Origin of the sequence: Bacillus sp. RC251 (assembly GCF_044908765.1) — a bacterium.
Lineage (GTDB): Bacteria > Bacillota > Bacilli > Bacillales > Bacillaceae_G > Bacillus_A > Bacillus_A wiedmannii.
Genome location: NZ_JBIYDP010000013.1, coordinates 34924 through 56352 on the forward strand (window position 1 = coordinate 34924; position 21429 = coordinate 56352).

Here is a 21429-nt window from a genome sequence, read left to right on the forward strand (position 1 = left end):
GGCCATGGGATCTCTTCACACATCCCTAAGTTGCTGGATATGTATGGTGACCCCCGTAGTCAAAGAAGTAAGAAGATATTTAGAAATGCATCAAATTTTGAGGAAGTGCTTGTGAACCGTATCATAAATAGATGAGGTTTTGTATGTTCGATTTTTAAATAATACCCAAAAAGGAGTGGGTTGCAGTTATAGTAATACTCTATTTTTTGTATTTCTATAATAGATAATTTTTTAAAAAAACAGAATTATCTTGACAGTTATTGAATGGATTGATAAGGTTATAAAAAAATATTTCTTATCCAGAGAGGTGGAGGGACTGGCCTTATGAAACCTCAGCAACAGGTCTGCTTAAGTAGACACTGTGCTAATTCCAGCGGGTGATAATCCTGATAGATGAGAGCTTCCGTTTTTATTTGTCAGTAGCGCCCTCTTTTTTAGAGTGCGTTTTTGTTTTTTCTGGATAGTAACTAAAGGAGAGTAAAAATGGAGAACAAAAATGGGCAAGAATTTCAAAGGAAAATGCAAGCACGTCATTTAGTCATGCTATCACTTGGTGGGGTGATTGGAACTGGCTTATTCTTAAGTTCGGGTTACACTATTCAACAAGCTGGCCCATTTGGAACAATTCTATCCTATCTGGTTGGTGCGCTAGTGGTTTATCTAGTTATGCTATGTTTAGGAGAGCTTTCCGTACATATGCCTGAAACGGGCGCATTTCATAGTTATGCAGTTAAATACATTGGACCGGGTACAGGTTATACAGTAGCCTGGTTGTATTGGTTAACTTGGACTGTTGCTTTAGGTTCTGAATTTACAGCCGCAGGATTACTTATGAAGCGATGGTTTCCATCGGTTAATGTTTGGGTATGGAGTGCTCTTTTCGCCATTTTGATCTTTGTATTAAATGTCCTGACTGTTAAATTTTTCGCCGAATCCGAATTTTGGTTTTCATTGATAAAGGTTATAGCTATTGTGATTTTTATTGTTTTAGGAGTAGCAGCAATGCTAGGGTTTCTTCCGATGACTCATTCAAAAGCAGCACCATTCTTTTCTAATTTTACAAGTGGAGGTTTATTTCCCCATGGTGCTACGGCCATTATAATGACCATGCTTGCGGTTAATTTTGCTTTTTCTGGAACAGAATTAATAGGCATTGCAGCTGGAGAAACAGCGAACCCGGAAAAAATGATACCGAAGGCCATTCGAACTACTCTGTGGAGATTGATCATCTTTTTTGTAGGAACGATTGTTGTTTTATCTGCGTTATTGCCTATTTCCGATGCGGGGGTATTAGAGAGCCCTTTTGTTGCAGTTCTAGAACGAATTGGGGTGCCATATTCAGCTGACATAATGAATTTCGTTATCTTAATAGCCATTTTATCTGCGGCAAACTCAGGCCTTTATGCCTCTTCTAGAATGCTTTGGTCGCTTGCGAATAAGAATACCATATCACCGATTTTTGGAAAAATGACGAAGCAAGGTGTTCCAATCAACGCCGTCATTTTCAGCATGGTGGGTGGAGCTTTGGCTTTGCTCTCAAGTATTGTGGCACCAGATACTGTCTATATCGTACTTGTTTCCATTTCGGGTCTAGCAGTAGTAGTAGTTTGGATGAGTATTAGTGTTTCCCAGTTCCTATTTCGCAGACAATTTTTGAAAGAAGGAAATTCTGAAAAGGACTTGATTTATCGGACACCACTATATCCATTAGTACCAATTGCTTCTTTTATCCTTTGTCTGGCATCGTGTATTGGAATTGCATTCGATCCAACACAGAGAATTGCCTTATATTGCGGCATACCGTTTATTTTGTTTTGCTATGGAAGTTATTATCTAACAAAAAATCTAAAAAAGAGGGGCGTAGATTATGTCGAACAAAATCAACCCAATTGATGATATTTTATCCCAACATTCCATTATGCTTCTTGACGGAGCATTAGCTACAGAATTGGAGGCGCATGGATGTAATTTGGACGATCCTCTTTGGTCCGCACGTGTGTTACTAGAAAATCCGGAACTAATTTATCAGGTTCATTCAGACTATTTTCGTGCTGGAGCGGACTGTGCCATAACAGCAAGCTATCAAGCTACTATTAGTGGTTTTTCCGCGCGTGGAATACAAGAACAGGAAGCTTTGGAATTAATTAAGAAAACGGTGTTACTTGCAAGAAGGGCAAGAGATGATTTTTGGAAAGAAAATACGCAAACGAATAGGCCTAAACCATTGGTTGTTGCATCAGTTGGGCCGTACGGCGCTTACCTTGCAGATGGTTCAGAGTATGTAGGCAACTATGGTGTGACAGATGATACATTAGCAGACTTTCACCGTTCGAGAATGTCTGCGTTAATCGAAGCAGGTGCAGATCTATTGGCATTTGAAACGATCCCTTCCCTGCAAGAAGCAAGAGTATTAGACACATTATTGCGTGAGTTTCCAGAAACATATGCGTGGCTTTCCTTTTCGCTAAAAAATGAGAAAGAGATTAGTGAAGGTAAGAAACTCGTGGAGTGTGCACGAGCTTTTGAGAAAAGTGAACAAATTGTAGCGATAGGCATCAATTGTGCGCCAGTAACCGTTGTGACTGGTGCAATCCAAGCGTTGAGGGCAAACACCAAAAAATCGATTATTGTTTATCCAAACTCTGGTGAAACTTATAATCCAGAAACAAAAACATGGCATGGTCATGAACAATGTAACACGTTGAATATTCAATCTGAAGAATGGTACCAAGCAGGTGCACGTTTAATAGGTGGATGCTGCAGAACGACACCGTATCACATTGAGGAGATATCGAACAAGTGGCGTTCTTCCGAGTTTTTCTATTCGAACGAAGCAAAACAGTAATGTAATGGATGATAATCTATCTTTGTGTGTATTTTCATGATTTAGCTTGTTCAGGAATCTACAGTTACGTCTAGTGGCACAAAATGTCTTTTCAGAGACACAAATGTGGATGGTAGCCTCGGGAATCCATTGGACTTTTGGGTACCTTAGGTATGGAAAGGAATCAGGGAAAATAAAAACCGCTAGTTTAATAGATATGGTAGATAACATGCTGAGTCTTTTAATGAAGATGTAGTTGATCCAATTGAAGGTGAATGGGACCATTTATTCGTAATTAAAGTTAACGAAGAGGTTAATTTAGTTATTTAAAAAATAGTTCAATAATTATATGAAAAGTTGTTGTGGTAAAAATCCTTGTTGTAGTAGTTAATATGGTCATATTGTTGTAAAAAAGGGTAGATGTAAACAGGCATACTCTCCTGTTCATCTATCCTTTCCTTTTTACCTTATAAAATGTGTGACATTATATTCAATCGTATAAATATAGGATTTCATTACTATTTCCTGGACTTTTAATAAAACGATAGGGTTTATTTGGTATGCGTATTATTAAGAGTATGCTTCTGTTTTAGGAATGCTTTACCCCACAAAATGAAAGTACACTTTGTTTCCATTCTTAAGTTGATAGATGTCTGGTGCCCCACTGTAAGAACGTAATTGTATTGTAGAAAAATAAAATAGAAGGATTATTTACCTTTAGTAAATATGAGAACTTTATATTTTTATCATTTTAGCCAAGAAGACTCCTTCCTCAAGGAGCGTGAAGGGTCACAGTCCAGTGAGTAGGTGGGAGATGAATTGGCGGGATGGAAGGAAGCCATCTTAATTGTTCGACATATATAAAGTATTACTCCACTACCTATCGAATGTACGTTTGGTTTATAATAGTCATATACCGAAATGGAGGTGAATCAAATAATGATTAATAAAGCCTATAAGTTTCGTATCTATCCAAATCAAGCACAAGCAATTCTAATCAACAAAACGATTGGGTGTTCTCGCTTTGTATTCAATCATTTCCTATCCTTATAGAATCACGCATACAAAGAGACAGGAAAAGGCTTGACCTATGGTATATGCTCTGCTAAAATACCTGCCATGAAGAAAGAGCTTGTTTGGCTAAAAGAAGTGGATAGTATTGCGATTCAGTCGTCTGTTCGCAACCTTGCGGATGCTTATACGCGCTTTTTCAAAAAATAAAACAGCGCACCGCGCTTTAAATCTAAGAAGGACAACGTACAATCTTATACCACAAAACAAACAAATGAAAACATTGCCGTTGTAGGGAACAAAATAAAGTTGCCGAAACTAGGCCTTGTTCGATTTGCCAAAAGTCGCGAAGTAGAGGGACATATTGTAAATGCGACTGTTAGACGCAACCCTTCTGGAAGATATTTTGTGTCACTATTAGTTGAAACAGAAGTACAAGAACTTCCGAAAACACAGTCTTACATTGGAATAGATGTAGGACTAAAAGATTTCGCTATTTTGTCAGATGGAACACCCTATAAAAATCCAAAGTTTTTCCGATCATTAGAAGATAAGCTGGCGAAAGCACAGCGTGTTCTTTCTAGAAGAATGAAAGGATCTTCTCGCTGGAATAAACAACGAGTAAAGGTAGCTAGAATTCATGAATACATATCAAATGCTAGAAAAGATTACTTGGACAAAATCTCAACCGAAATCATCAAAAACCACGATGTTATCGGTATAGAGGATTTGCAAGTATCGAATATGTTAAAGAATCATAAGTTAGCAAAAGCAATTAGTGAGGTGTCTTGGTCACAGTTTCGAACCATGTTGGAATATAAAGCAAAATGGTATGGCAAACAAGTCATTGTCGTATCGAAAACATTTGCTTCCAGCCAATTATGTTCTTGTTGTGGATATCAAAATAAAGACGTTAAAAATCTAAACCTACGTGAATGGGACTGTCCTTCTTGTCGTACACACCATGATAGGGATATTAACGCAAGCATCAATCTAAAGAATGAAGCGATAAGGCTTCTAACCGCAAGGACTGCGGGGATAGCCTAATCAATTAGAGTTCGATAGAACTCTTTACTTAGGAATCCCTCACTTCTAAACGAAGTAAAAGTGGGGGTAGTTCAATATTCCATTCGTAATAACAAAGCAACTCAAATTGTCGGCATACTTGGATATTAAGCCATATATACAATTGCGTAAAGATAGAGTAGTACCTGAAAAGGGTGCTACTCTTTTTGGACTCTATAAACACAACATGACAAATGTTACTTTTCCATAAAAGAACAAGAACAAACTAGGAATTATGTTTTCCTACATCGAATTTAAACGTACATGTCATTCAAAATAGATGCCAGACACCTGGATGTACATAGCTAAAAGCAACTCATCAAACGCTGGAGGGATACAATGTCTTATAAAACGATTCATACCGATTTTCGAAATGACTATACAGATGCTCGAGATGCCTTGTTAAATGAAGGGATCGTTGAAATTGGCTATGTCCAATATGAAAGTCAAAAAGGACTAATCATACGTCCTGCCTACGAAATAGAAGGAGAAATTTATTTTTTCTCGGGAATGAAAGCAGCGGGAGATACGATATACAGTGTACAATTACGCCCTTTTAATGAGCTAAAAGAGGCGGATTACATTCCGCTAGAAGAAAAATATGGTATAACTATGTAAATAAGGAAAAAGTTAAACCAGCAGTTTATGATAGAAAGTGGTCTGGGGAGTTATGGAATATGACAGAGCAAATCACAGGTATTGTGTATGAATAACCACAGTGTAATCCTAATTAGGTAGGGACCACACGACCGAAAATAGAAAATTGTACGTTAAGGGGGATAGATTAACCATTACGAGGATTATATCTACTTGCTGTTTTTTCAAATCTTAAAGATAATGCTATCAAGATTGACTAACCAGAACCAATGGGTCTCTTTTTCTTTCTTTTTGATAAGTGTTATTGATTGCTTACAAACCTTTAATTATCAAGAAGACAAAAACTTACGAATAGGGTGTATCCTATTGATAATGTATAACCCATAAAAGAGAACAACCTGGGGCCACCCGCATAATTTAAACCGAAATTACTGGAGAATATGCCCAACATATTAAAGGTGAAGAAAGCGATGTCATCGAAATCGCTATAACCTAAAAAGAACTTGTAGTAATACCTACAAGTTCTTTTTGTCTTTTTAGCGAAATTTACAATAAAATTCTTAATAAGTTTTAGCAAATCAAAACTACAGGAGGTGCCGCAAAGTGTATCCTCCCAAAGAGGAAGGAAGAAATATAGTTATTTTATATTTTAAAAGACAAAAAATCAAACGGTTCATAAATAATATGTATTTATAATGAGTAGCACCAACAAATTAAAATTTATTTATGAGCTTCTAATTTATGTGAATCTTAAACATGGATTAATGGTTTTATTCTAAATGCAATTCTTAATTGTAAAGTTTCGTTTGGATCTTTTATGTTTCGTCCTAGTATTTCTTCACATTTCTCTAAACGATAAATAACGGTATTACGGTGTAAAAATAAACGTTTAGCAGTTTCGGATATTGCACAATGAGTTTCTAAATAAACAGATAACGTGTGCAATAGTACAGCATGATCTTTTTCATTTTCATTTGCAAGTGAATGTAGTGTGCTCTCATAGAACTTTTTTAATTGTTCTTGTGGAATCATACGCAAAATCGCTGAGATTTCTTTTGCTTGATAGATCTCAATAAATTCTTTACTCCCTGACATTTCACCGTAGTAAAATGCATCTGTTGCTTCTTTAAAAGAATGAGATATATGTAACAATTGTTCGCTAGAATTAGCAATTCCAAAAGATATGCTTTTTTGAAAATATGTATAGATTTTCACCTGTATGTTTTTTAATAAAGATATCATTCGTTCTTTTTCAGTTTGTCTCCAAATGACATCACAATTCACCAACAAAACATACATATCATCTTTTATGAATAAATGAACATTTGCAGTATAAGAATTTAGTTCTTCCTCTATCAAGTCATATATAAGATCCTTTTCTTCTTGATATTCCATAAATGACATAGTGAATTCTTTTATATCTATTTTTCCTATAATACAAATATATTTTTGATCAAATGATAAATTAAATTCTTTTCCTAGATTAACAATTTCATCTTGGGTAGAGAAAACACTATTAATAACATTGGTAAAAAATTCATCCTGAATGCGTCTTGAATATTGTCTTAAAGAATGTTCTTTTATTAATTCAAAAGCAAGGACGTTTGCAGCTTGTTCCACAGCCAATACCATTGAACGATTTAAAGGTGAAATAAAGCCATCTATAACTAAATAGCTGTATTGATTATTCTGTGTATAAATGGGAAAAATTGAAACTGTATCACGAGTTTTGGTAAGAAGAGAAAAAGTAACAATTTCTATTGTTGATAACGGTAGTTTACGCCCGTTTATAAAAAACTTCTTTAAACTTTGAATAGATACTTTAGTGTTATTGTGTTCGGAAATAGGGCGCAAGTGATAGTCAAGTAGTACAACTGGTAACTGAATTAGTGATGATAAATTTTCCAAAATCATATTTATGCCTTTTCCACTTATAATATGATTTGAAAATTGTTGATGTATTTGCATTGCTTGATGTAATTCATTAGTTCGCATATCCAGAATATAACTTAAGGTTTGATTTACAAGATCTCCTAGTCCTATGTCAAATGGGAGCTCAATAATTGGAAAATAAATTTCATCTGCTAATGAAATAATATCTTCAGGTATTTCTTGTAAAAACCGTTTAGTTTTTATACCTAAAGCTGTACAACCTTGTTTCTTCATTTGTATGATAAGTTCTCGTAATGCATACATATCGTCTTTAAAATGATATGCACTTGTAACTAATAACTCGTTTCTTTTTAAGAAATGAATAATATCAGGTGCATCCATCATATTAACGGTATAAACTTCTTGTTCTACACCCTTATGACCAGCGATAAGTTTAGCTTGATCGAAGATAGGGATTTTCATAATATCATATAGTTTCATTCGATTTCCTCCAAGGGTGACTTATGTAGGATATTAAGAGCCAAATTACTAAATAAGTAGATTATACTAACTCTTAGTATGTATTACAAAGTTTAAATGTAAATACTACATTATGGAAAATAATAACTGGATAAATTGATTAATAATATTTTGCTAAATAACTGCCATTATAAAACAGGAAACCTGAGAGTAAAGGGTGTTAATTCTAACTATGGTTATAATAACTAAAAAAACAGCGTATATTTGGATGATTTGTCAATGTAGTTATTAGAATTAAATAATAATATATGAAATAGGCCTTATAAAAAATTTGAAAAGTTGTTGGATATCCAATTATTTCAGAGTTATGTTTGAAAGATTCTCCATAAAAAGATAGGGAAATAAATAGATTTAAAATGAATTGTGAGAGAAAGTATTATACGATTTGACAAAGTGTTAAAGTAGTATGCTTATAAAAATATTAAATAAGGTGGATTTTCACTGAAAAATGTAAAGGGAGTATTGTTAATATGTCTGAATCTTTAATGAAAAAACAAGATAAATTTGGAGAATCCACTACTTTTATTCCTTATTGGTGGAAAGTTGTACTAGCATTTACTTTAGGAACAATATTTCTTAATGCGGATCGGTACATTTTAAACCCTATATTGGGAGAGATAGGGTTGGAGTATAACTTGAACAATACTCAACTGGGTTTAGTAAATAGTATTTTCTTTTTCACTTATACAATCGCACAAATTCCGGCCGGTACATTGAGCGATAAGTTTGGAAGGAAAATAATTCTGGTTCCGGGTTTTATTTTATTTGGAATTTTTACAGGAGTAAGTGGTATTATGGCTGGATTTACAGGATTCTTAGTGGCGCGTGCTTTAACAGGACTTACACAAGCTACTTATTATGGACCACAGTTCGCACTTTCTTCTGAGGCAATACCAAATAAAAGAAGGAGTATCGGTTCTGCCATCATTAATAGTGGAGCTGCTTTAGGAATATCATTAGGCTTTATTTCTTCTAGTACCCTTGTGTTGGAATGGGGAATAAATTGGAGAATGATGTTTTACATATTTTCCGTTTTAACCATTTTATGCGGTTTGTTCATTGGTGTTGTTGTCAAAGAAGGAAAGAGACAAAAGAAAGATGTGAGTAATCCAGTCATAGATGTAGAGGCTGATATAAGTATGCTTTCTTTATTAAAGAACCGTAATCTTTTAATTACATTCATTGTATTATTTTGCTCTATTTATGGATTTACAGTTATTATGACGTGGTTACCAAAGTATTTACAAGTGGAGCGCGGATTTCAGGGAAGTGAAATAGGTTTTATTTCATCATTAGTTCCATGGGCAGCAATACCAGGGTCACTTTTTGTTGGTTATTTATCTGATAAATATGGAAAGAAAAAGATATTTGTATTTACATTGGTTCCAATCGCTGCAATTTCTTTATGGGCAACGGTGTATATTCAAAGTATTCCTTTAATGATTGGAGCTCTTATTATTTATGGTCTTTTTGGGAAAATAGCGCTTGATCCGGTGCTAATTGCAACTGTTTCAGAGAACGTAAATCCAGAATCATATGGCCGAGCGTTTAGTCTTTATAATTTTATAGGAATGTCATCCTCAATTGTGGCTCCATTTATCGCAGGTTATTTAGCCGATTTAACGGGCAGTATGGCTGCTGGGTTTTATTCAGCTGTTATCATTCTTGGAATAAGTTTAATTATCATGATGTTTTTTAAGGAGACTTCTCCGAATACACATTTTGAAGAAGGAAACATTTAAGGGGATAAGAGTAAATTAATTGGAAGTTTACTGGAGGGAAATTAATGCATACACTGGATAAGTTGCAATTAGGAAAGGATACACTCGATTTACTTCATTGGTTAGGAGAATGTGGAAAAGATCCAGAAGGGGGCGTATCCAGGTTCTTATATAGTTCAGAGTGGCTAGAGGCTCAAGAGTCTCTAAAAACGCTTTTTATTAAAGAGGAATTATCTATCCATTATGATGAAATCGGAAATTTATTTGGAATGCTTGAAGGTAGTAAATATAAAGACGAAACAATATTAACTGGTTCTCATGTTGATACAGTAAAAAATGGAGGATTATTTGATGGACAGTATGGTATTATCGCTGGATTTTTAGCTATAAAATATTTAAAAGAAAAATATGGACAGCCTTTGCGGAATATTGAGGTTGTATCCATGGCCGAAGAAGAGGGAAGTCGATTTCCATATACATTTTGGGGATCTAAAAATATTGTTGGGATTGCTAAACAAGAAGATGTTCAGAATATCTCAGATTTTAATGGTCAAGCATTTGTAGAGGTGATGAGACAAACTGGTTTCACATTTAAAGCTAATCCAGAATATGCTCGCAAGGATATTAAAGCATTTGTTGAACTTCATGTAGAACAAGGAGAAGTACTCGAGAAAGAAGAGAGATCCATTGGTATTGTCCAAAACATTGTTGGTCAACGACGGTTTACAGTTGAAATAATTGGTGAATCCAATCATGCAGGCACAACACCAATGAAATATAGAAAAGATGCGATGAGTGCAGCTAGTTATATGATACATAGGATTCATACCATGACTTTAGAACATGGGGAGCCGCTTGTTACCACTGTTGGGGAAATTAAAGTAGAACCCAATATCGTAAATGTAGTACCGGGTAAAGCTATATTTACGATAGATGTAAGACATGTAGAAAAAGAAGAATTGCATCAATTTACTGATAAAATAGTACAGGAAATGAATAAAGTTGCAAATCAATTAGGAGTTCAAATAAAGATTAAAATGTGGATGGATGCTGCACCAGTACCAATGGATAGAAATATAACTGACATTATCGAAAAGCAATGTTTGCAAAATAATATTGTGTATAAAATGATGCATAGTGGTGCAGGTCATGATGCTCAGATTATAGCACCATATATACCGACAGCCATGGTTTTTGTTCCAAGTCATAAAGGTATTAGTCATTCTCCGTTTGAGTATACGGATCCTAAAGATTTAGCTGAAGGAGTAAATGTGTTAATTCATACATTATATGAATTAGCATATTAACACGGTTTAAATAAATTTATAAATAATAAATAAACAATGTTTTATTGTTGTTTATTTATTATTTAAATTAACTATTCAATTATCTTATTCAATTCAGATTTACTACAAGCAAAGGCCCTGATATTAAATTTCTAAAAGGGGGACATAATGAAACAAAAAGTATTAATAGAAAATAAAAAAAATAAAATGACTCCTTATTGGATGAGATTAGTTATTGTATTTTTTTTAGGCTGGATTTTTATATATGGAAATCGCGCTATTTTAACCCCAGTAATAGGGGAAATTAAAAGTGATTATTCATTAAACAATGCAGAAATAGGGCTTATGAATAGTTTGTTTTTCTTAGCTTATACAATTGTACAAATTCCATCGGGCTATTTAGGAGATATGTATTCAAAAAAATGGGTGCTCGTTCCTGGATTTCTGATTTCCGGAATATTTTTAGCTGTAACGGGATTGTCAGAAGGATATTTGTTACTTATATCTGCATGGATGATTGCTGGAATTGGACAAGGAACTTTTTATGGTCCACAATTTGCATTATCATCAGAATTTATTCCAAATAAATACCGAACAATTGGGAGTGCAATAATAAATAGTGGAGGAGCGATAGGGTTATCTTTAGGATTTATATTTTCTAGTTACTTTACGCTATCTTTAGGATTTAGTTGGAGAATTACTTTTTTTATTTTTGCTCTACTAACAATAATAGTATCAATAATAATGTTATTTACCATTAAAAATGATAGTGAAAATAAAAATTCAATAAAGAGGAAAATTGATATTGAAGAAAAAAAATTCTCAAGTTCAATTAAACTCTTATTAATGAACAGAAACTTAATAGTTAGTTATATTGTGGCTTTTTGTTCATTATATGGATTTTCAGTTATGGTAACCTGGCTTCCTTATTATCTTCAAACTGAACAAGGAATAGAAGGTAGTATAGCGGGGTATTTATCGTCAATAATTGCACTTTTAGCGCTTCCTGGAAGTATTTTATTTAGTTGGATAAACGACCGCTTTCAAAAACATGTCAAAATCATGAAGTTTATGTTGATATTTTCTTCAATCTTCACTTTTTTAATTGGTTTTACTAATAGTACTGTTTGGATTATAGTGGGGCTAGTATTATATGGCTTTATGGGGAAAATTGCAATGGATCCTATAATTGTAGCTTTTGTAGCAAATAATGCTCCTCAAAATCTATATAGCACAACTTTTGGGCTATACAATTTTATAGGAATGTCTTCAAGTGTACTAGCTCCTTATATCACAGGAGTATTATCAATTTATACAGGAAGTATGAAAGCAGGCTTTTATTTAGCTTCACTCTTTTTACTCATCGGGTATTTCAGTTTAATTTTGATAAAAGAAAAAGATGCTAATATATAATAAAATTATTGAAGTAAGAGATGAATCTCTGACATAAAAACACGATGTCTTAAAAGACATCGTGTTTTTATGTCAGAAAGAATCGTTATACGCAGCTGTACAGAAATAAAGTTCTCTTTAAATTAATAGATTTGCTATTGAAAATCATGATGAATATATACAACTAAAGCAATTCCTTTACAAAAAAGTATCCATTTTCATGTCTTCTTACACAAGATTAAATGAATATAATTCTTTAAATCTATAAAAATTTTGTTTAGAGTTTCTTATCCTTGTACATTTGTACAACAAGGGAAGAGGGCGGTTAAATACCAATTTCATCTTCATGTTAAATCCTTATTTAACGAACACTTGAATGGTGAAATGCTATCTCTACTAGGGATAGCATCAAATTGCAATTAAGTTAAAATTTATAAACCTAAAAAGCGTAGAAAGATTTATTTTCCACGCTTCTTATTATTCATAAATATTTACTGTTGTTCTAAATTTTTTATATAAGATTTTACAGCTTGTAATAAGAATTCTTCCTGTCCCATACCTGCACTCGCTGCCATTTGAACTATTTTCTGCTTAAATTCAAGATCTGCATGAAAAGTTAATGGCTCTATATTACTTTTAAAGTAAATTCCTTCAACATGTGGAAGTATCGTACCGGATTTCATATGAGAATGTAAGTATTTAATCTCTTCTTGAAATTGCATTGGATCAACTTGTAATACGAAAGGTTTAATTTCTAATTTAATAGTATCAGATGAAACACTCAATCGCATATTTGTGACACCTATCTCTTTATAAAATAAATTTATTAGATTATACGTAATGGAATTAAATAGCTGAGGTTTTTTAAATGAAAAAGATAAATACCCTCGTTTTGTAATTACAGCTTGCTTACGGAAAGGTTCAAAGGAGTAATCATGTTCTTTATACATAGATAAAGGGAAAATTTCTTCCTCATCTGTAAGAATCTTACCGTCTGCTCCATTGATTTCTATTACTCTCGCTATTTTTCCGTTATGTTGATGTGTTAATAATTGATATAAATATATATCTTCATCTTGAATCTTAGCAATGAATGTTTTTCGCTCTTTTGATGTAGTTTTTTCATAAGTAAGTTGAAAAGTTTCAAGGTCATCTTTATCAATAATATATACTTCTTTTCCGCGCTTTTCAATCTTTGAAGCAGGTAGTTTTCCAGAATTGATATATGTAAAGACAGTAGATGGTGCTACATTCAGAATCTCAGCTGCTTCTTTTGTACTATACCCCTCAATCTCTTCGATATCTTTTAAACGTTCAATATCCTCTAAATAGAAAATCTTACTACCGAATTGCTTCCAGTTATCTTTATATACACATTCTATTAATCCATCTTTTTCTTTCTTTAAAATTGTTTGTACCGTTACTCCTAATAAGTCGGCTGCCTCTTTTGTCGTTACAGTAGGTTTTGTAATGAACAATAAATCTTGTGTCATGAAAGGACACCTCCATAACTATTGTTTACTAGTATTTTAGATATGTATATATCATATCAGAATATGAGATATATTTAAAATGAGAAATAGAATTTATTAAAGTTCTTATAAATTTTTATAGTTTAAAAAAGTTTTAAATTTAATTTACCTCTTAATGTATTTTTAAATTTATTTTCTTTATAAAAGGTATTTAAATTCTAAGGTATTAACTATTAAATGATATCTATTTACTAATAAATTATAAAAAAATATAAGTATAAATTAATAGAGAAGAATATAGGATTCTTACAGAAAGAAAATGAATTATCATTTGTATAATGTATAGAAGTAAAATAAAATAATAAATAAGGATAATAAAGAGTGTTATATTCATAATCATCAATAGGGAAGGTGAATTCGAAATATGGATAAACAAAATAAAAAAGAGAACTTACCTATAACAATGAATCAAAGTGAAGATATAGATACATATGTAGAAAATATAAGAGATATGGTTCCATTCCTGCATGATAGTCGTTATGTAGATAAGTTGGAAGAGAAGATGGAGGTTGCGGAAAAAGAGGGAAAGAGTAAATATACGTATTTAAGTGATCTGGAAGTCATTTATCATTTCGTACATTTACAAAAAGATATGGATGAGAAGAAAAATAGAAAAGAGGATACGAAAAAGAGTTATGTTTCCGAAATCTTATCATTTTGTCAATGCATGGTGCAGCATGCAGAGGAATTCGAATTGAATGGGGAAGAAGTACAGCAAAATGACTCTTTATTAAAAACATTACAGCCCTGGCATATTCGTAAATATAATGCTTGGTTGAAGCAGGTAGAGAACGGTAGAAATGGGGATACGTACGCGGTCGCAACACTTGCAAAAAAATCAGTACTTATACGTTCTTTTCTAAAACATCTTCATGTATTTGCTTATATTGAAAGACCTCTTCATGAAGAACTGCAGCGCGCTAATGTAAATGAACAGGATCGGCCAAATCGGGACCTATCCTATGATGAAGTGATGAAAATTTTAGGGTTTTATAAAGAACAAGGGCAGTTAGTAAACTATACAATTTTACTAGCTCTAGCAAGTACCGGTGCAAGAATTCAGGAATTGTGCACCGCGAGAGTGAAAGACTTACATTATGACGGAAAGTATTGGTTAAAAGTCACAGGAAAAGGGGATAAAGTACGTGAACTTTTCATTCCTGAGCATTTATTCCAGTGTATTAGCGAAATGAGACGGAGAAGAGGATTCTCAACTATATTGGATCGGGGAGATGAATGTCCTTTATTCGTAAATCAAAGAGGAAATTTTTATAATCCGAAAACTTTATCAAATCAGGTAACAGACATGATAAAAAAGACAAATTTAGATTTCTTAAAGTATCGTGAAAATCCTGTAACGGCACATACATTCCGTCATGCATTTGCAATCATGGCAGTTGAACAAGGAAATGCGGATCTATATCATTTAATGCAAACACTAGGTCACGAAAATATCCAAACAACAAAAATCTATTTAGAGAAGCATATGAAAAGAAAGAATAATGTGGGGACTTCATTTGCGGATATGTTGATGTAAGATTTTAATATAAGAAACAAATTTTATTATGTAGTTTTTATATGATTAACAAGGGTTATATTCGTATGAAAAAACAATAAGAAAGTGATTCCTATTGATAGAAAAATATATTCAATCAAAAGTACTTTTGTAGTTAAGTTTAGTGACAGCTTGAAAATTAGGAGCTACACTTGGAATAGATACATTAGCACGTGCGATTGGCTCTGTCATTGGAGAGAGCCAATCCCTCAATGATTAATAGTTGAAGCAAACTGACTTTTAAAATTAGGTATTTTCCTAATTAATTTCATTGCTATTTCCTATTTTGGGAGTGGGAGTCTTACTGTTTAATTTGAGGTTTAGGAAAATAAAAGAGCGTGTTTAAAGTAGGAAAATAGGCTTTAAAAGCTTAAATAAGAATTATAAGTATGAATATATTTTTGGATGAAGAGGTGGCGGAATTGGGATATTTAATTTTAGCATTTATGTTTGCAGTTAGCGTATATTTCCTAGTTTTTGATAATCCTTATATAACTATATTCATTATATTTCTCATCATGGTAGGGAAGTCACTATATGACAACAGAAAGAACAAAGAATAATCAGGGATACAGAGAGAGTATGTGAGTAAAATAGTGAAATATTGATACATTTTAATCATAAAGTAGGTGATGTTCGAAACTGATTTTTGAAAATGTTAGTATGATGGGCGCGCTTGTTTTTCTATTTTTGATGATTTATCTTGCGACGGATCCTAAAGATGTAAGTTTGCTTACAATCCCAGCTTACTTCGGTGGAATGTGGGTCACTAATTGGCTTACTGAAAATGGATTTCAAGGTACCTTTATGTATATGAGTTGGATAGCAGTCTACGTCATTTTAATGATTTACCTTATATTCGCTTCGATTCGTTTAGGCATACGTAACATAAAATATATTAAAGAGAAAATAAGAAAGCGTAGAGCTATAAAAAAATAACATAAAGAGAGACCGTCCTCACGGGCGGTTTTATTGTTATACTGAAGTGCAATGTAGATTATTTAACATTTGAGGAGGGTTAATTATAGAATACTCAAGAATCTACACATTAAGAAACGCCAAGAAAAATTAATAAAGGTAGAGTCCTGGCGTTCATTTCGAGAAGAAATGAACGTATTAGGAATTCAGGATTCAGATATTTTTCAAGTTCAGTTAGTTGAATATGGGAAAGAGAGAACAAAAAAGAATTATCCTAAAAATCCTAGAAGAAAATAGTCTACTTACGTATAAATATCATAATTAAGCACATGTTATATACAAATATAGTGGAGGTGCAATTATGAATATTCAAAGACACGAAAGTAATACAAATGAAATTCTTATTTCTGCTGCAGCAAGCGCTATTGAGCAAATGAAGTATGAAATTGCCCGTGAATTAGGAGTTACACTTGGACCTGATACATCATCACGTGCAAATGGCTCTGTCGGTGGAGAAATTACAAAGCGCTTAGTTCGAATGGCTGAAGAGCAATTAACAGGACAATACAGATTACACTAAGATTAAAAAATAAAAGGAAAAGGGTCCCCTAAGATGAATTCTTTTCCTTTTATTTACAAAAAAATAAAAATCATTTTTAAAAATCTAAAAACGACCACCCAGATTCATTTTTAAGGGTTTTTATCTGATGTGACAATACAATAAGTATAGAAACTCATTAAACCCTTTAAAAGTAACCTTAAGACTGTTAAACGTTATTAAACCTAAATCTGCTGTTTTTTGTTTTAAGGTGTAGTCTACAAGAATTCATCTACAAATTCTAAAATTATAGCGTAGGTTAAAAGACCGATTGGTAATAAATTTCCCAATAAAACAAAAATTATTTTGGTTAAATTCTCTTTACTGAACATTGAAATGACGCTTAAAGGAACAGCAAATAAGGAAGCAAAAAATGTAACTGATATAAAAACCTTTAAAATAGATACTATATTTTCATTTGAAGTTATTGCTAACATATATAAGGATATTGGTAGAATTGTAATTGAAGTTAATGCTGTTAAGAATGAAATTTTAGTAAACACCCTCAAATTTTCCCTTTTCAAAAAATCCCCTCCATTTACTAAAAATAATGATAGTTTAATTGGAACTTTGTTACAATGGACATTAAGAGAATATTTAAACTTGAGAATATGTAGGAAGAAAGCTTTAAATGGTGTGAAAAAATCGCTTGGAATAGAACTGAAAATGGAGGGACTAATTTGCTTACAACTCTTATCTTCGATATTGATGGTACAATTTTAGATACAGAAAAAGCAATATTAAAATCGTTACAAAAGATTTTGAAAGAAGAATTAAATGAAGATTATACATTAGATGCGTTGGACTTTGCATTGGGTATCCCTGGGAAGGAAGCTTTAAAAAAATTGAATGTGCCTAATATAGACGTTATTCATCCAAAATGGAGTAAAGCTGTATTAGATTATAATCATGAAGTCTCCGTGTTCAAATCACTTGAAGATATCATTGGTATGTTGTCACTAAGTAATATAAAACTAGGTATTGTGACGTCGAAAACTAAACAGGAATTAATAGACGAATTTGAGCCATTTGGCTTAAGTAGTTATTTTGAACATACAATTTGCGCATGTGATACGGATAAGCATAAACCACACCCTGAGCCTTTATTTGCCTGCTTAAAACGATTAGATGTTCCTTGTCACGAGGCAATTTACATTGGAGATTCTATATATGATATGCAATGTGCAAAAAGTGCTGGTGTGAAATTTGCTCTTGCTTCGTGGGGATCAAAAACAAAAGATGCTTTTAAAGACACTGATTATATTTTAGAAGAACCAAAAGATATTTTAAAATTAATATAAAGGATGTATGCTTTACTTTAACTTGATTAGATATTGTAAAACTAAACAAAAAAGGAAGTGAAAAGTATGGCTACATATACTGAAGAGCAATTTATATATTTTACAACTAAATTGAACCAATTGGAGTCTGTAAAAGAGAATCAGGAAACATATTGGTATGAATATAGAAAGCTACAAGACTGGTTGCAAGAACAGCAACTAAGTACCAGTTCTATTAGTTGGGGTGAAGAGAGGATGAAGAAATAGTTCTTAATTTGTCCTTTAGAAGTATCTCTTATATTATCATGATGAAAAGAAATTTAATAAATAGGGTAGGGTAGATGCTTTTTCTTTTGGCATAGAAATCCCCTTGGTGACTATATTTTAAATATAATTAATAAATACGGTACGTGAAGTTTTATAAAAATGGAGGAGTGTTATGAACGCAGTTTCTAAAGAGTTTAAGCAGACCATACACGCATTAAGTGCTGCCAACACATATTTAGATTGCTTAGTACAAACTAAAACGTATCTGCAGTTTCTAATACTTATCATATTTTGTATTATTACTGTTTACATACCTTTTCCATCATTCATGCTTAATTATATAAATGAATTAGATATACTGATGCAATACATAATTAAATCTGTTTATTTTTCTTTTCCTATTTCATTAGTTTTCTTATTTATAATGAGGGATCAAAGGTTTTTGTTTTCTAAAAAAATCACTTTCCAGCAACTAAAAATTTCTTTTTTCTGTGCTTTCATTATTTATGCTATTATGTTGTTATTTTTAGCCGTACTAATTTCTTTTACAACATTCAAAGGAACATCTAATCCTATTGCGAATGAAGGAATTACTAATTTGTTTTACAAAACACCTGGGATTGCAATTCAATTAATCGGAGAGAACATTATATTTGTATCTATATTGTTCTTTTGGCATAAGATCATACGCTCCTTCATAATAAGCCCCATATCTTTAATTACAGCCTCTTTAATATTGTCCGGAAGCTCATTTGGGTTACTCCATCTCTCTACGTATAACTATAATTGGGTACAATGTTTAACTATCATTGGGATACCGGCTATCGCTCAAATGATTTTCTTTCTAATATTTAAAAATATTCATATGGGATACATACTTCACTTCAATTACAATTTAATCATTTTACTTTTTAGCTATATAGCTTCTATTTAAAATAATTTAGTACTGAAAATAAAAGAAAAGGTACCCCTGCTGCAAGGTACCTTTTCTAAGGGGTATAACTCATTAGCTAAGCGGCCGTTGGTCAAGTATACCGCCTAGACTATTACATGAGTTATGTTTTTATTATACATTGATCATATCAAAAATATTATCATTAGTGAAATTAACTTTCATTATTTTTAAATTTTAAAGCTGCCACCATAATAATAATTTTCTCCAAGTTTCATAACAGCTACATATGATCCTGGCTCATAAACTGATGTAATAGGTGTTACAAATCTACCATAATTATGCTCAGTACCAGTATCATAAATTGTTTTATATCTTTGCATATTTACTACTTCATTCTCATCTTCCCTTAATCGATATATCTTTACACTACCTGTATCTTTACCACCTGTATAAATTTTAATGTCAAAAGTATCTCCATGCTTCAATTCACCAACAGCTAATTCTTGTAAAAAATCTGCATTATGATGAAGTAAAAAATAGTTTTGCCATTGCCAGTCATCGAAAACCGGTGATGCTTTCTGTATAAATTGAGATTCAGCAGAAGCAGGTGTAATGCTTCCTGCAGTATAGGAAAATACACTTCCTCCAATAATAGCTACTTTTCCTAAAAGTTTCATTTTTAAGCCACCTAGTTTATTAAGAACTATAAAATCTTACTCATGAAAAACAGCTGTCAAATCATTAGATGGTAATATTTTCTATTCAAATTTTAACATATACAGATTTCCCTGCCAATCAATTGATAAAAATATGGGATAAAATAAAGTTGGATTATAAACTCTCTGAAAATCCTTAGTAAATTAGCACTAAAAAGAATCGTTATAACAAAAAACACACATTATTGATACAATATACTTATTAATTGAAATATATAGAAAACAAAATATAAATTTAGAAGGAGAAATACTTTGGAAATAGTTCAAATAAAGAATATCCTAAGAAAAAAAGCAACTCTCTTTCAAACAGGAGGAAAAAGACCTGATTTATCTATAAATGAAAGTTGGATTGGAAAGATTCCCTATTCATTACCAAATGAAACTTACCCAATTGACCGCTATCAAGAAAAGATGTATGCAATCATGATGCTTAATTTAACTCAAATACTTTTTGTTCCTGAAGCAGTAAAAGGCACGAAAGCCATCGCAGTGTTTCTTTCTCCAAACTTTGCAAAAGACTTATCCAACTTATCAGGAAATTTTTGTATTAGAGAATATGATTCTATAGAGGAACTAGTGCCGAATGAGATGTCACTTACGTTTCCAGCTCTAAAGCCTTTCCCCTTAATACCAAAGTTAGTAGTTGATGAATTTCCACAATGGGATACGGAAGATTTCCCCAACAACATGCAGGATAGAATTTTAGAACTTGAAAACACAATTGAGATTGACTATTACGAGGATATTTTTGAAGAAAATCATTATATACATAAATTAGGGGGCTATGCTTGCTTTGCCCAATCCGGTATCCAATGGCCCGCGGATTATGAATTTATTTTTCAAATAACAGATGATCCAAAAGTACATTTAAAGATTATTCATGGTGGCGGAATTTATTTTGCTAAAAATAGTAAAACAAATGATTGGATCGCACATTGTGATTTCTTATAGGATTAGTATATAAAGTGACGTTTTCTCATATAAAATCTTGCTTAACGTATATTCTCGTTACAATATTGGCGGTATGCATATAACTATAAGTATTAATGGATTAAAAGGGAAAAGGGGATTTACGATGAAGAAATATGTCAAATTACAGGTGTTAGGTAGGCCATCCAGTCTCATTATTTAAGAGAACTCGAATAAAGTTCTTTTTTAATTTGTAATTGTCCTCCCATAGTGGTTCCTGATCCCCGGAATCGTTTCCGTACTACATAACCAGGTCTTTTTAGAACAACATTGTCACTTTACTCATAATTTTGCCGCAGTTGGAAGCATAACTTTGCCGTGCGTTAATTATTAACCCATAAGCTTGCCATGAGTTTTATTAATGTAGATTTTGAATAATGAGCAATGCATT

The 21429-nt window shown here is 32.5% G+C and carries 17 protein-coding genes, 1 pseudogene and 1 riboswitch; of the genes and pseudogenes, 14 read left to right on the forward strand and 4 right to left on the reverse strand.

Annotated elements, in window-relative coordinates; genetic code table 11:
- Nucleotides 1-292: 292 nt before the first annotated feature.
- A riboswitch (SAM riboswitch) is annotated at nt 293-400 on the forward strand.
- An 83-nt stretch (nt 401-483) separates the two neighbouring features.
- From mmuP to ABH961_RS25565, 4 genes and pseudogenes are all read left to right on the forward strand, one after another.
- A complete protein-coding gene (gene mmuP / locus ABH961_RS25550; RefSeq protein WP_404520265.1) occupies nt 484-1893 on the forward strand; it encodes an S-methylmethionine permease in 1410 nt (469 codons plus the stop codon).
- A complete protein-coding gene (gene mmuM / locus ABH961_RS25555) occupies nt 1868-2845 on the forward strand; it encodes a homocysteine S-methyltransferase (protein WP_000066233.1) in 978 nt (325 codons plus the stop codon). The genes mmuP and mmuM overlap by 26 nt, the downstream gene beginning before the upstream one ends.
- A gap of 918 nt (nt 2846-3763) precedes the next feature.
- Nucleotides 3764-4882: pseudogene (tnpB, locus tag ABH961_RS25560) on the forward strand (IS200/IS605 family element RNA-guided endonuclease TnpB).
- A gap of 357 nt (nt 4883-5239) precedes the next feature.
- Complete coding sequence (locus tag ABH961_RS25565) at nt 5240-5518, forward strand: hypothetical protein (RefSeq protein WP_404520267.1); 279 nt, start codon at nt 5240-5242, stop codon at nt 5516-5518.
- A gap of 729 nt (nt 5519-6247) precedes the next feature.
- Here ABH961_RS25565 and ABH961_RS25570 read toward each other — a convergent pair.
- Nucleotides 6248-7870, reverse strand: coding sequence for a PucR family transcriptional regulator (locus ABH961_RS25570; RefSeq protein WP_404520269.1), 1623 nt, complete (start codon nt 7868-7870; stop codon nt 6248-6250).
- 509 nt (nt 7871-8379) lie between these two features.
- On the opposite strand from ABH961_RS25570, the gene ABH961_RS25575 reads away from it, so the two are divergent.
- The 3 genes from ABH961_RS25575 to ABH961_RS25585 all read left to right on the forward strand — a co-directional run bounded on the left by ABH961_RS25575 (nt 8380) and on the right by ABH961_RS25585 (nt 12329).
- Nucleotides 8380-9651: an MFS transporter gene (locus ABH961_RS25575; RefSeq protein WP_000004414.1), complete on the forward strand. Its 1272-nt coding sequence runs from the start codon at nt 8380-8382 to the stop codon at nt 9649-9651.
- A 44-nt stretch (nt 9652-9695) separates the two neighbouring features.
- Nucleotides 9696-10937, forward strand: a complete 1242-nt coding sequence (gene allC / locus ABH961_RS25580) for an allantoate deiminase (RefSeq protein WP_098219078.1) — start codon at nt 9696-9698, stop codon at nt 10935-10937.
- 147 nt (nt 10938-11084) lie between these two features.
- Nucleotides 11085-12329 (forward strand): MFS transporter, encoded by a 1245-nt coding sequence (locus ABH961_RS25585; protein ID WP_404520272.1) that lies wholly within the window; start codon nt 11085-11087, stop codon nt 12327-12329.
- A gap of 470 nt (nt 12330-12799) precedes the next feature.
- On the opposite strand, the gene ABH961_RS25590 is transcribed toward ABH961_RS25585, so the two are convergent.
- On the reverse strand, nt 12800-13801 hold the full coding sequence (locus tag ABH961_RS25590; RefSeq protein WP_404520273.1) for a helix-turn-helix domain-containing protein: 1002 nt from the start codon (nt 13799-13801) through the stop codon (nt 12800-12802).
- A gap of 403 nt (nt 13802-14204) precedes the next feature.
- Between ABH961_RS25590 and ABH961_RS25595 the strand changes: the two genes are divergently transcribed.
- From ABH961_RS25595 to ABH961_RS25605, 3 genes are all read left to right on the forward strand, one after another.
- Entirely contained in the window at nt 14205-15377 is a 1173-nt protein-coding gene (locus tag ABH961_RS25595) for a tyrosine-type recombinase/integrase (RefSeq protein WP_404520274.1), read from the forward strand.
- Between the two features lie 660 nt (nt 15378-16037).
- Nucleotides 16038-16334, forward strand: a complete 297-nt coding sequence (locus ABH961_RS25600) for a hypothetical protein (protein WP_404520349.1) — start codon at nt 16038-16040, stop codon at nt 16332-16334.
- A gap of 340 nt (nt 16335-16674) precedes the next feature.
- Nucleotides 16675-16893, forward strand: coding sequence for an alpha/beta-type small acid-soluble spore protein (locus ABH961_RS25605; RefSeq protein WP_001025758.1), 219 nt, complete (start codon nt 16675-16677; stop codon nt 16891-16893).
- A 236-nt stretch (nt 16894-17129) separates the two neighbouring features.
- On the opposite strand, the gene ABH961_RS25610 is transcribed toward ABH961_RS25605, so the two are convergent.
- Nucleotides 17130-17435, reverse strand: coding sequence for a 2-acyl-glycerophospho-ethanolamine acyltransferase (locus ABH961_RS25610; RefSeq protein WP_404520276.1), 306 nt, complete (start codon nt 17433-17435; stop codon nt 17130-17132).
- A gap of 156 nt (nt 17436-17591) precedes the next feature.
- Between ABH961_RS25610 and ABH961_RS25615 the strand changes: the two genes are divergently transcribed.
- The 3 genes from ABH961_RS25615 to ABH961_RS25625 all read left to right on the forward strand — a co-directional run bounded on the left by ABH961_RS25615 (nt 17592) and on the right by ABH961_RS25625 (nt 19392).
- On the forward strand, nt 17592-18212 hold the full coding sequence (locus ABH961_RS25615; protein ID WP_404520278.1) for an HAD family hydrolase: 621 nt from the start codon (nt 17592-17594) through the stop codon (nt 18210-18212).
- A 66-nt stretch (nt 18213-18278) separates the two neighbouring features.
- Nucleotides 18279-18458, forward strand: coding sequence for a hypothetical protein (locus tag ABH961_RS25620; RefSeq protein ID WP_404520280.1), 180 nt, complete (start codon nt 18279-18281; stop codon nt 18456-18458).
- 172 nt (nt 18459-18630) lie between these two features.
- On the forward strand, nt 18631-19392 hold the full coding sequence (locus ABH961_RS25625; RefSeq protein WP_404520282.1) for a hypothetical protein: 762 nt from the start codon (nt 18631-18633) through the stop codon (nt 19390-19392).
- A 188-nt stretch (nt 19393-19580) separates the two neighbouring features.
- On the opposite strand, the gene ABH961_RS25630 is transcribed toward ABH961_RS25625, so the two are convergent.
- Nucleotides 19581-20030: a DUF5065 family protein gene (locus ABH961_RS25630; protein ID WP_404520284.1), complete on the reverse strand. Its 450-nt coding sequence runs from the start codon at nt 20028-20030 to the stop codon at nt 19581-19583.
- A gap of 291 nt (nt 20031-20321) precedes the next feature.
- Between ABH961_RS25630 and ABH961_RS25635 the strand changes: the two genes are divergently transcribed.
- Entirely contained in the window at nt 20322-21020 is a 699-nt protein-coding gene (locus tag ABH961_RS25635; RefSeq protein WP_404520285.1) for a DUF1963 domain-containing protein, read from the forward strand.
- Nucleotides 21021-21429 lie beyond the last annotated feature (409 nt).